We start from the raw sequence: 11923 nt of genomic DNA on the forward strand, positions 1-11923 counted from the left end.
TCAGTCCCACGGGTCCGAGCCGTAGTTGACCCCGGACGGCATGGCGCCCATCTCCGGATCCCACAGCGAGGTGACTTCGGCAGCGGGTTGACGCTGCTTGGGTGCGCTGTCGGGATCGAGTAGGCGCTGGATGTCGGCGACGATTGTCGGCATCAGCTTGAGCAGACGGAATTCGTCTCGCAGCTTGCGTCGTACGTCTCGTTCGGGTTGGGCTGACGTGCTCAGGGAGAAGGCGAGCGGCACGGTGACCTTGGCTTTGTAGAGGTCGGCGATGTCGTACACGAAGGCGTGCTGAGTGCCGCTGTGGACGAAGCCGAGCGCCGGTGAGCAGCCCAGGGCGAGGATGACGGCGTGCACCACCCCGTAGAGGCTGGCGCTGGCTGCGGACAGCGCCAGGTTGACCGGGTCCTGGGTGTCCCAGGCGTCGGGGTCGTAGTTGCGGCGGAACTTGCCGGTTCGGTATTTCTGCGCCATCAGCCGGTAGAGCGCCTTCATGCGCTGGCCCTCCATGCCGCGAAGCTGAGCCAGCGTGGTGCCTTCGGCTACGGACTCGCCGAAGCGATGCTCGTACATGCGTGTCGCCACCTGTAGCCGGCTGTGGTCGTCAGCCCAGCTCCGGGCCTGCTTCTCCAGCCAGTTGGTGGTGAGCGAGGTGGGAGTGATGCCCGCGTAGCAGCGAACCACGCCGGAGCCGACGCAGACGACCGTGGTGCCGTGCCGGGCCAGGGTCGACAGGGCGCGGTGGGTGATCGATGTGCCGGGGCCGAGGAGGAGACAACTGATGGCTGCGGTGGGCAGGTAGACGCGTTCGGTTCCTTTTGGGGTGTCGACCTGCGCGAGAACGCCTGTGTCGTCCTGGACGATGCGGACGATGTCGGCGTAGAGGAAGCTCAGCGAGTCCGCCACTCGGGGCAACATGGCCAGGGTCGGCGCGGCGAGCCGCTGTCGGGCGTTGGCGCTCACCGCATCGGGGCGAGGCTGAGCAGTCCGCAGCCGAACGAGCGCCCGCGACCGATGCCGCTGAGCACGGCGGCGCGCACCCGGTCGGCGTCGGCAATCACGGCCTGCCCTTCGAACAGGGTGATGGCGTGGCGTACCGGAACGGCACGGCCGCGGGCGGCCGGCTGCGGCTGGGCACGCAGGTGGCGCAGGTCGAGGCCGGCGGTCTCGGCTTTGCGCTGCCACCACTGCTCGGCCTGCTGTCCGGACAGGGCGACGACTTTGCCGGCGCTGTCCCCCTTCCACGCTCGCTTGGAGGCGTTGGCGGCGATCCGGTAGTGCACCGGCATGCCGGCAACCAGCGCCTTGAGTAGTGGACTGACGTCGCGGGTGTCGACGGTGCCGTAGCCGTCCGGCAGCCGGGCCGGGTCCGGTGGCAGGGTCGTCTGGATCAGCAGCACCGGGCCGGAGGTCGTGTGATCGAGCCGGAAAAGGACACCCGCTTGCTGTCGTGGCTGCTCGCCCAGGTCGTCCGGCACCAGCGACATCACCCGGCGGTGCACGGCTGTGATGTCGCGCAGGTCTCGTCTTGCCGCCGGGTGGCGCAGGTCGGGTGCGATTCGGGTCAGCCAGGCGGTCACGTGCGGACTCCTCGCAGATGCTCGTCCAGTGCGTCCAGATATTCCGCGCCGATGCCTGCGCACAGATCGGCCGGGAGGCTGCGGCTGCTGACGTGGACCTCACGGGTCAGGAAGCGGCGGCGCGGACGCCGCTCCCCCGCCGCCGAATCAAGATCCACAGGTACGTCGTTGAGCGTCATCCGGCTTGCGGTGCCGTCGCCGCCCGGTCCGCCCGTCACGAAGTCCACGCTGACGAAGTCCGCATCGCGACTGGGGCGGGATCGGTTGAGAGGCAGGTGGTCCAGGTCGCCCACGGCGTCGGTGATCGGGCCCGACAGCACGAACGGGTGCTCCACCGGACAGGAGCGGCGCCCCAGATACGGAGCCCAGACGGGATTCGTTAGCGCCTCGTGGACCTGACCGATGAGCACGTCCGGGCCGGTGATCGCGACGGTGAACACGGCGTCGGCGAGGTAGAACCGGCGCGAGACGATCGTGCCGGTTCCCGCGGGCCGCCGTTTGCCCTCCGCTGTCGGCACGGTCCGCTCCGGTGGCAGGCCACCGCCGACGGTGTGGAAGTCGTACATGAGCCGGCCGGGCCGGTCGACACGAACGGTGAATTCCAGAGCCGCGAGGTCACTCACCGGCTCGCCGCGCCGCCGGCCTTGGGCAGCGGCGATGATGCCGATCATCGCCGAGCGGGTGGGGACGGTGGCGGTGTCGCGGACACTGAAGGTGCTGTGGTCACCCCACGACTGCATCGGTCCGGCCAACCGCAGCAGCAGACCTGTCATTCCGCCCTCACGTGCTCGACGGCGGCGGCGATCAGGGCGTCGAAGCTCGGCCGGGTCTCGCCGAGCTGTTCCAGCCCCTTGTCGTCGATGCTCGCGTACCCGTGGTAGACCAACCCACGGTCGCCGATCAGCCGGTAGATCCGGCCGGCGTAGTCGGCGAGTTGCCGGCGCGAGGGGTCGGCGTAACCGCTGTCGAGCGTGGCCCGGATCGGCACCTCGAAGGCGCTGGCCAGTGACACCGGCCGGTCGCTGCGGACCACGATGTAGGCCAGGTCGGGCACGGTGAACGGCGCCGTGGAGTTCTTCTTCGCCTGCGGCATGGCGGTGATGAACGCCGACAGGAATGCCGAGGTCAACTCAACCGCCGTGGCGGCGTCGCCGAGGTTCTCGGCGAGGTCCCGCAGGTTGACGCTGGCGTACCGGTAGAACGTGCCGGTGCTGAATTCGGCACTGTTCATGTGCCCGCTGCCGGCCTGGTCGGATTCCTGCTTCAGGTCGTCCACGGCGGTGAAGAAGTCGACCTGCGGATCAGTGCCGTGGGTGGTGAACGCGTGCGCGACCTGCACCGCGCCGTCCACGTTGGTGCCGGGCAGTTCCGCCAGCATCCGCCCGAACAGGTTGATCACATCGTTACGCCGGGCAAGTGCCGCACGCACGGCGTCGGCCGGAAGCGCAGTCTCGCCCTTCTTGAGCTTGAGCGTGCCGGCGTGCAGGCCGGCGAGCCGTTCGCGCTGCTGCACACAGACGTCGGCCAGTTCATCGAAGGCGCGCTCCGGCAGGTAGAACAGCACCTGCGTCTCGCCGGACTCCTTATCGATCTTGAAACCGTCGGCCTTGACGGCGATCGTGGTGAGCGTCGCCATGACCTGCGCGGCGGCGAAAGCTGCCAGCTCCGTCTCCCAGCCCTGCCTCACCAGCCGCGCCTGGACGGCCTTCGGTAGCTGCCGGGTCCGCTTGGCCGCATCACCGGATGACGTCTCCAGGTCCTGACGCACGGCCCGCTTCCAGCTCTGGCTGGAGACCCGGGTACGGTCCGCGTCCCCGAAGCGCACGGTCTTGGGCGAGCCCAGGTCGTCGCGGTTGAGATTGGCGTACGGGACGGTTTGCAGCAGGTGGATGTCGACGTAGCGGGCGGTCATGCTGACTCCTCCAGGCTCGGGTGGTGCTGCTTCTCGGCACGACGGTCGGCGTCGTGCAGGGTGCGGTAGAACGACTGAAGCCAGGACTTGGCGACCTGGTCGCGGTAGTACCGCCACCGGCAGAGGTCGTCGAGAAGCTGCGCCCAGTCCACCTGGGACTCGACCGCGCCGAGATGCCGGACGACACCCGCCAGGTGCTGATAGACACCCGGGTAGCCCTGGCGGACCAGCAGGTGCAGCCGCTTCTCGGCGGTGGCGCGGTTCATCGCGCGGCGTCCTGGTCCCGGCCGGGATACCGCCCAGGCAAGCGACTGTCCCAGGTTCGGTCGGTGTCCCCTTCCGGTGTCGCCGCTCGCCGACTCCTCGACCTCGGCGGCTTCGTCGGTGCGGCCGACGCTCGGTCGGTCCCGAACGGTCGCGGCGATCATCGCCGCGACTGCGTAGTAGGCGTACTCATGGTCCTGTCGCATCGATGGCCGCAGCAGCGGGGCGACGACGGCGTGCATGGTGTGCGCCTGCTCGGGCGGACGCCGCAGCCCGCGGCGCAGAGCCGCACGCCGGCCACGGTCGTGGAGGCACTGCTCGGTGATCCGCCGCACGAAGGCGTCGGAGTGCCTTTCCTCGGTTTCCACGGAGGTCATGTGGCGGCTCCCTTCTTCGATGGGGTCGACAGCAGCCGGTGCGCCGTCTGCACCGCCCGTACCAGCCGGGGTGCGCTGACGTCTCCCGCCGCACGGTCGATGGCGTCGTGTGCGAGGTGGGCGAAGGCTTTACTCCCGTCGGAGAACCGACGATCTCGCACGTGTTCCCAGAACACCGCTTCGGCCTCCGACCAGTAGATGGCTTCGGCCGTGCGTGCCCACGGCCCTTCCCGGTCCTTGGCGTTGACGGTCTCGCGCCAGACTTGCCGCAGCACCGCACCGACTCGTCGGCCACTCGACTCGGCCGCCCTGGTCAGGCCGGCCACCCCGTGGGCGATGGCCGGGTCGCGCTCCCGCAGCCAACCCAGGATGGGTGGGGTCACGGCGGTGAACCACTGCCTGTCCTTGGCCTGCCCGTCCTGGTCGAATCCGTACGCGCGGACCCGTCCGTCGAGTTCGAGGTCGGCTGCGGTGGCCATGATGTCGGGGCGGCGGGTCTTGATCTCACCGGCGCCACCCAGGAGGGCCTCGACGTCACGCCACAGAGCGCGGGATCCGTCGGCCGGCAACTGGTACCAGCCGCCGTCCTTGTTCTGCCGGTGCACCACGTACGGGTCCCGAACCTCCGGGCCGGCAAGTCGCCACGCCCACGTGACGTAGGCGCCTGTCACCGCTTCGCCGACGGCGTCCGGAACCAGCAGCACCGCGTGCCGGGCGCGGCCGGTCAACGCGCCGCACCGCCCAGACACCGACGGAACATCCAACGGGTTCGGTAGCTCGTCACGCTCCCAGGGACACAGGTCGGGCCCCTCGTCCTGCACGGACACCTCCGGCGGCACGCCTACGACCAACGACTCGAACAGGTTCTCCCCGAGCGGGTGATACGACATGGTGCCCCGCAACGGGCCGGCGTTGCTGTTGGCGAACTTCTGCCCGGCCACTTCCCGGCTGCTGCACCTCCCGGACGCGCCGTAGTACAACTGCGCGATCAGATACCAGGCCGCTTCGCCGGGCGCCAGGGCCGCCGGGGCCGCCGGGGCAGCGTCGGTGTGGTGGCCGAACCAGACCTGCGTGTTGCCGGCCGGGCGGTCGAACACCAGCTTGTTGACGCCCGAGGACTTCGGGCACTCGGCGGCGAGCCGCGGGTCCTGCATCCATGGCCGCTGAGAGTCGAACAGGTCGAACCGACCTCGGTACTCCTCGAAGTAGGCGTCCACGTCGTCCGCGACGAACCCACCCCGGTCGAGCACCTGTTCCTGCCGCTGCCGCCATCGGTCCCCGCGTAGGGCGTCGAGGCCGGTCACACGGGCGGTGATCGCGTACAGGATCCGCCACAACCCCGATGCGGCCGGCGGCACCGGCAGCACGAGGTCGTCGAACTCCGCCGCCCGGACGAACAACTCACGGAGCCCGACCGACTCGGACTCACCGCCGACCGTTACCGGTATCCACGGTCGATCAACTAGATCGAAAGATATCATCATTTAGCGTGACTCCTGAAGGCGACCGCATGAGGGTGCCGAGTCGGCGGCCCGATGCGAAGCCTCATGTCAGATGAACGACTCCCCATCGACTCAACCCGCCCCGAGGGAGGCGACAACGAGCCCGAGTTCATGATCGAGATACGCGGATCCGTCGCCCCAGACGGCCGATCCCGGACTGCCGGAACTGACTGGCATCCACAGCGGGCGGATTTCTTTGAGCCAGGCGTTCTCACTCCATGTCGCCGGCAACCTGGTCGGGGGTTCGTAACCCCTGATCAGGTCGGCCCGAACCGGGATCGTCTCCTGGAGGATCGCCCGTACCTCGTCGTTCCGGAACCGGCCGTCACGCCGGGAGCCGTGCTGCGGGAGCGGAGTTCGACGCTCGGGGTCGAGCCACTGACCGCCGTCCGGGTCGAGATAGCAGCAGAGCACGCGCTCCGATTCGGCGCCGAGACGAGTGGACGCGCGCCACTCCGGTGTGTCGGTGCGGCTCAGCGATTCCAGGTCGGCCACCTCGTCCGGGCTCGGGATGACACCGAGATCGGCTGCCCCTCGCTCGACGTTCCGGCCGGCCCGGTACTCGTCGTGTTCCGCGCTCAGCACCGGGTCGTGCCGGATCGGTGGGGGCGCGTACACCGCCTCGACGTGGCCCTGCACCGAGTGCGGTACGGCGATCGTGTCGATGCCGGCGAGTCGCTGGTGCGTCGCCCGCAGCAGATATCGCGCGTACACGTGCCCCCACGCCTTTGGCTTGGAGTGTTCCGTGCCGTCCGGTCCTCGCGGATCGAGGACGACCACCCGTGGTCGTTCGGCCCAGCTCGGCCTCGGTCTGACGTGCCGATGGCATCGGCCGGCCCGTTGCAGGAGTTGCGCCATCGGAGCCAGGTCGGTCACCAGGAGGTCGAAGTCGAGATCCAGCGACTGCTCGATCACCTGGGTAGCGACGACGACTGTCGGACGGGACCGGTCGCCGGCTCTGCCCATGCGGCCGGTGATGGCTGCCGTGATCTCCTCCCGACGGCGGGCCGGGAAGCGGGAGTGCAGCAGCATCACGTCCACGTCGGCGGGCATCCAGTCGCGGATCACGCGATAGGTCTGCTGCGCGTCGTTGACCGTGTTGCACACGACGCCCGCACATCCGCCATGCTCCGCGACCGGCGCGAGCACCTGCCGCACCACTTCTCGCCGGTCGGCCGGATCGCTCACGGGCCCGTCGAGGTGACGCACCGGTCGTACGTCGAGCGTGAACTCCATGCTCCGACCCGCCACCAACGCCTCTCGCGCCTGGGGCGAAATCGAGATCGGCGCACGGGCCTGGGACGCCGGCACGAACGTCCAACCCGGGTACGGCACGGGCGACGCGGGCCGCTGAACTCCGGCCCCGTCCTCGTAAGCCCGGATAAGGGCCGCCGCCTGGGACGACGGCAACGTCGCCGACAGCAGGACAACCGGGCACCCGTACGCGCCGAGCCAGTTCAGGAGCCGGCACAGCAGCCTCGTCATGTATTCGTCGTAGGCGTGTGCCTCGTCGACCACGAACACCTTGCCGGACAGGCCGAGCAGGCGTAGAGCGTTGTGTTTGGTGGTCAGCGCGGCCAGGAGCGCCTGGTCGACGGTGCCGACCGCCATCGGTGCCAACAGTCCCCGCTTGCGGCCACGCAGCCAGTCGGTCGCCATCACGTCGCGGCTCGGATCGTCGGAGATCACCTCGCCGTGTTCGACGAGGTGGGCAGCAGCCCGAGCCTCGTACTCCGCGTTGAGCCACGACATGCTGTGCAGCAGGGTGACCGGCGCCGGACCCGCAGCCAGTTTGGCGGCGAACGCCCGCACCCGGCGATACATCTCGTCCGAGGTCGCCATCGTCGGCAACGCGAAGAAGAAGCCGTGCGCCCCGCACACGTCGGCCAGCCTCCGGGCTGCCACCAGCGCGGCTTCGGTCTTCCCGTCGCCCGTGGCAGCCGTCACGACCATCAACCCCGGGCCGTCGACCAGCGGCAGCAGGTCGTCGAGGATGGATCGTTGAAGCGCGTTCGGGCGGTGCGGAAACAGTTCCTCGAAGCCCGCAGGTCGGTACGACGGCGCCACCAGGCCCGCGTCGTCGAGCAAAGTGCGGACGGGCGCAGCCAGGGCAGTGAGGTGGGCCGAGGCGCTGGCGGAGTCGGTGCGCTGCGGCACCTGCGACGACTGCTCGCGCAGGAAGTGTTCCTGGCTGGCCAGCCAGTCGGCAAGGATCACGAGCCCCGTGACCAGCACGCTGGCCGGCGCGGTCATGGCTGGCGGCGGCTCGGGTGAGCCCACCGCCTCATGCACCACCCGCACGAACGCCGCACGTTGTCGCGCCCACCCGCCTTCACCCAGTTGTTGTCGGCCACTGTGTGGGCCGCTGGTCTGTTGGAAACATCCGTGATGGCCGCCCACGACCTGAGCCACGCGATACGCCAGACGGCTACTGACCCGACGGCCCGACTGGGGATATCCGAGAGGACCCAGAAGGTCAGGCAGGCACAACTGGCCGGCCGCATCGTGCCGGAGCGAACCGTCGCCTGCCGCGTCCTCGTACAGGCCGCAAGCGACCAGCGCCCCGAAGGCAGCCGCGTTCTTCTTCTGGAAGCCGGGCGAGGCCTTACCAACGTCGTGCAGCCCTGCCCAGAACATCACCAACGACTTGGCATGGGTGTCGCTGGTGCCAAGCCCTTCCGCAATGACGCGGCGCTGATTCGGGGCCAGGTAACGGTCCCACAGCTCCCCGGCGACGGCAGCGGTGTCGATCAAGTGCCAGAGCAACGGGTACGGCTTCAGAAGCTGGCTAGACTTTCCCCAGATACCGGCGTCGACCGCTTCATGATCGAAACCCAAACCGATCGCCTCCGCTCCACAACCGCTCGTGAGGGCAACCGCATGCAACCACGGCCGTACGACACTTCAGCCCCGCCAGTGCAGAACTGCACAGCGGGCGGATAGAACCGCAGGTCGCGAAGTGTCCTCCCCACGCACGTGGGGGTGCTCCGGAACTGGCCGTCTATCTCGGCGTCTCGGACCGGTCCTCCCCACGCACGTGGGGGTGCTCCGCACCCGCCGCGCAGCCCGCGCCCGTGACTGTGGTCCTCCCCACGCACGTGGGGGTGCTCCGCCGTGACCAGCGGGTCGGCTTGACGTGACCCGGTCCTCCCCACGCACGTGGGGGTGCTCCGGTGCCGGGGTTGTTGGCGGCGGCGATCTCCAGGTCCTCCCCACGCACGTGGGGGTGCTCCGTTCTTCGTCACCGACGAGGCCCGCGACCGCAAGTCCTCCCCACGCACGTGGGGGTGCTCCGGCGGGTCTGCCGGTGGAGTTCGCGGTGGAGCTGTCCTCCCCACGCACGTGGGGGTGCTCCGATATTGGTATGACGTACACGGAGAGCCCCGCCGTCCTCCCCACGCACGTGGGGGTGCTCCGAGTTCATCGACCTCCAGGGCAGGGCCGTCCCGGTCCTCCCCACGCACGTGGGGGTGCTCCGCAATCCGGTCGGGTCGTACTCGCCCGGCGTCCGTCCTCCCCACGCACGTGGGGGTGCTCCGTTGTTCACCGCGGCGATCAGCATCGCCTTCTCGTCCTCCCCACGCACGTGGGGGTGCTCCGTTCAGCAGGTCGGCGATCTCAATCCAGCCGAGGTCCTCCCCACGCATATGGGGGTGCTCCGCAGAACGGCAGCCTGGCCGACACCCGCGCGCAGTCCTCCCCACGCACGTGGGGGTGCTCCGTTCCGCGAGGCATCCGGAGGCTGACGTGCCGTGTCCTCCCCACGCACGTGGGGGTGCTCCGGCGTCGGAGTAGCCCGTCTCGGTGGCCAGCACGTCCTCCCCACGCACGTGGGGGTGCTCCGGCCGCCGAGCAGCGGGCCCTGGCCGAGGGCAAGTCCTCCCCACGCACGTGGGGGTGCTCCGTCACCGCGGACCGCAACAAGTACCGGGAGCTGGTCCTCCCCACGCACGTGGGGGTGCTCCGCACCTCAACGCCGCGTGGAGGGCCCTGCCGAAGTCCTCCCCACGCACGTGGGGGTGCTCCGTCCCACCAGCGGGACTTCGGGGAGGGCCGGGGGTCCTCCCCACGCACGTGGGGGTGCTCCGTAGCGCCGGTTCCGGCTCGACGACCATGTGGTGTCCTCCCCACGCACGTGGGGGTGCTCCGTTGCGCATCACAACGGCCTGGTGCTCGCCCCCGTCCTCCCCACGCACGTGGGGGTGCTCCAGAAGCCCCGCCATCTCCATCACAGGAGGTGGCGGTCCTCCCCACGCACGTAGGGGTGCTCCGCCGAGGCCGCCGCCCGGCCGCCTCGGTGGTGAAGTCCTCCCCACGCACGTGGGGGTGCTCCATCCCGGAGACGTGACCGCCGGTCGCGAATCCCGTCCTCCCCACGCACGTGGGGGTGCTCCGCCATTCCGAAGACCGGCGCCACGATCGACGCCGTCCTCCCCACGCACGTGGGGGTGCTCCGCCGCGAGCCGATCGGCGCGGCGTGCGGCACCTGTCCTCCCCACGCACGTGGGGGTGCTCCGGCGTACGCGGGCTCTGCGAGGGGCGGTAGCTGTCCTCCCCACGCACGTGGGGGTGCTCCGGTAGCTTCCCCGTATTGGAGTCGACCGCCGAGGTCCTCCCCACGCACGTGGGGGTGCTCCGACGAGAACGTCACCGGCCGGGCCCTGCTTGGAGTCCTCCCCACGCACGTGGGGGTGCTCCGCTGCGGTACGTCGGCCCGGACCGGGTGCGCGTGTCCTCCCCACGCACGTGGGGGTGCTCCGTCGAGCATGGTGAAGGTGCCAGTGGACGCCCAGTCCTCCCCACGCATGTGGGGGTGCTCCGCACCATCTGGTGGTGACCGTGAAGGCCGACCCGTCCTCCCCACGCACGTGGAGTGCTCCGACGACGACGTCGAATCCGTAGCTCGTCTCCGGGTCCTCCCCACGCACGTGGGAGTGTTTCGCCCTTCGCCGGAGTCTGCCCGCTTCGATCGCTTCGGCCAGGGCCGGGCCAACGGCATGGGCGGCGGGCCTGGTGCCGAGTTGGATGGCACCAGACCCGCCGCCCATCAGTTCAGGCCCGGTCGTTCAAGCGGCCCGTGCGAACCGCGTCGACGAACCGGGTCCAGGCCGTCGAGTCGAAGCTCAGCGCCGGCCCCTGCCGGTCCTTGGTGTCCCGCACGCCGACCGCATCGGCGAAACCAGCCACCTCGACGCAGTTGCCCTCACCACCGGACCGGGACGACTTGCGCCATACTCCGTCACGTCCCATGGGTCATCTCCTTCGCGATCGTCGTCATCAGTTCACGGGACCCGTCCACGTCGAGCGCTCGCTCACCGAGTGAGCGCCAGGCATCCTCGTAGGTCTGGATCTCGTGGACCTTGTCAAGGTAGGCGGCCCCGCACGGGCCGTCCATGTAGATGGTGGTCGGCTCCGGCTCCCGCACGTCGACCGGGAAGTCGAGCATGGTGAAAGTTCCCGCTGCGGCCCAGCGGTAGAGCCCAGCACTCAGTGGAAGCACCCGAATCCGAATGTTGTGCTGCTGGCTCGCCACCATTAGGGCATCGAGTTGCCTCCCCATCGCCGCCCGATCGCTCAGCGGTCGACGGAGCACTGCCTCGTTGAGGATCACATCGAGATAGGGAGCCCGGGGCACCGCACGCGCCAGCAATCGCTGCCGCCGCAGTCGAACCTCGGCTTTGGCCTGTCGCTCGTGCTCACTCAACTGCGGGTTGTCGGTGGCGATGACCTCGGTCATGTACTCGACCGTTTGCAACAGGCCCGGCACGAGATTCGTTTCATAGTGGCGAATTTTCGTCGCTGCGGCTTCCAGGCCCACGTACAGCTTGAACCAGTCTTTGATTGCCTCCCCGTAGCTGTGCCACCAGCCGTGCGCCTTGGTTTCCCGGGCCAGTGAGCGCATGGTTTCGATGGTTTCTCGCGACGCGCCGTAAACGCGGCACATGGCCTCCACGTCGTTCGGGTGCATCGGCACCTGGCCCGTTTCGTAACGCCAGATCCGGGGCGCCGACCATTCGAGTTCCTTGGCCGCTGCGGTCACCGTGACGTGCGCGCCTTCGCGAAGTTCTCTCAGATATCTGCCGAGCTGCCTACGCGGGACGGTGCTTCCCGAGTCGTCCACGTCATCTCCTTTGGTGTTGTCGCGTAAGGCACCTCATCCCTTGGTCTGCATTCTGCCGCGAAAGATTGTCTCGGGCCAGAGGTGAATTGACCATTGTGGTGCCCGCCGGAGACGCGGCGGGCTCGCGGGGACGGATGCCTTTCCCCGAAACCTCATCCCGGCATCCG

Annotated in this window: 9 protein-coding genes and 1 CRISPR repeat array; all 9 genes read right to left on the bottom strand. The window is 69.2% G+C overall.

Annotation, left to right across the window (positions count from 1 at the left end; all coding sequences use genetic code 11):
* Positions 1-963, bottom strand: coding sequence for a type I-E CRISPR-associated endonuclease Cas1e (gene cas1e / locus AB0C17_RS00285; RefSeq protein ID WP_357209221.1), 963 nt, complete (start codon positions 961-963; stop codon positions 1-3).
* On the bottom strand, positions 960-1580 hold the full coding sequence (gene cas6e / locus AB0C17_RS00290) for a type I-E CRISPR-associated protein Cas6/Cse3/CasE (protein ID WP_357476098.1): 621 nt from the start codon (positions 1578-1580) through the stop codon (positions 960-962). The genes cas1e and cas6e overlap by 4 nt, the downstream gene beginning before the upstream one ends.
* Positions 1577-2353: a type I-E CRISPR-associated protein Cas5/CasD gene (cas5e, locus tag AB0C17_RS00295; protein ID WP_357476100.1), complete on the bottom strand. Its 777-nt coding sequence runs from the start codon at positions 2351-2353 to the stop codon at positions 1577-1579. The genes cas6e and cas5e overlap by 4 nt, the downstream gene beginning before the upstream one ends.
* Positions 2350-3492, bottom strand: coding sequence for a type I-E CRISPR-associated protein Cas7/Cse4/CasC (gene cas7e / locus AB0C17_RS00300; protein WP_357476102.1), 1143 nt, complete (start codon positions 3490-3492; stop codon positions 2350-2352). The genes cas5e and cas7e overlap by 4 nt, the downstream gene beginning before the upstream one ends.
* Positions 3489-4133 carry a type I-E CRISPR-associated protein Cse2/CasB gene (casB, locus tag AB0C17_RS00305; protein ID WP_357476105.1) on the bottom strand — a complete coding sequence of 215 codons (645 nt, stop codon included), beginning with the start codon at positions 4131-4133 and terminating at the stop codon, positions 3489-3491. Before casB ends, cas7e begins: the two co-directional genes overlap by 4 nt.
* Positions 4130-5617, bottom strand: coding sequence for a type I-E CRISPR-associated protein Cse1/CasA (gene casA, locus AB0C17_RS00310; protein ID WP_357476107.1), 1488 nt, complete (start codon positions 5615-5617; stop codon positions 4130-4132). The genes casB and casA overlap by 4 nt, the downstream gene beginning before the upstream one ends.
* 90 nt (positions 5618-5707) lie before the next feature.
* Positions 5708-8473: a CRISPR-associated helicase Cas3' gene (gene cas3, locus AB0C17_RS00315; protein ID WP_357476109.1), complete on the bottom strand. Its 2766-nt coding sequence runs from the start codon at positions 8471-8473 to the stop codon at positions 5708-5710.
* A 123-nt stretch (positions 8474-8596) separates the two neighbouring features.
* Positions 8597-10577: direct repeats of the CRISPR family, unit length 29 nt; unit sequence GTCCTCCCCACGCACGTGGGGGTGCTCCG.
* Between the two features lie 110 nt (positions 10578-10687).
* A complete protein-coding gene (locus tag AB0C17_RS00320) occupies positions 10688-10885 on the bottom strand; it encodes a DUF397 domain-containing protein (RefSeq protein ID WP_357476111.1) in 198 nt (65 codons plus the stop codon).
* Positions 10875-11756 (bottom strand): helix-turn-helix transcriptional regulator, encoded by an 882-nt coding sequence (locus AB0C17_RS00325; RefSeq protein ID WP_357476113.1) that lies wholly within the window; start codon positions 11754-11756, stop codon positions 10875-10877. Before AB0C17_RS00325 ends, AB0C17_RS00320 begins: the two co-directional genes overlap by 11 nt.
* Positions 11757-11923: the final 167 nt, after the last annotated feature.

Origin of the sequence: Micromonospora sp. NPDC048887 (genome assembly GCF_040649715.1) — a bacterium.
In the GTDB taxonomy this organism is placed as follows: Bacteria; Actinomycetota; Actinomycetes; order Mycobacteriales; family Micromonosporaceae; genus Micromonospora.

What these genes read in the sequence shown, in the direction of transcription:
- cas7e (WP_357476102.1), bottom strand. Translation starts at nt 3,492, where the DNA reads ATGACCGCCCGCTACGTCGACATCCACCTGCTGCAAACCGTCCCGTAC.
- cas5e (WP_357476100.1), bottom strand. Translation starts at nt 2,353, where the DNA reads ATGACAGGTCTGCTGCTGCGGTTGGCCGGACCGATGCAGTCGTGGGGT.
- casA (WP_357476107.1), bottom strand. Translation starts at nt 5,617, where the DNA reads ATGATGATATCTTTCGATCTAGTTGATCGACCGTGGATACCGGTAACG.
- AB0C17_RS00320 (WP_357476111.1), bottom strand. Translation starts at nt 10,885, where the DNA reads ATGGGACGTGACGGAGTATGGCGCAAGTCGTCCCGGTCCGGTGGTGAG.
- casB (WP_357476105.1), bottom strand. Translation starts at nt 4,133, where the DNA reads ATGACCTCCGTGGAAACCGAGGAAAGGCACTCCGACGCCTTCGTGCGG.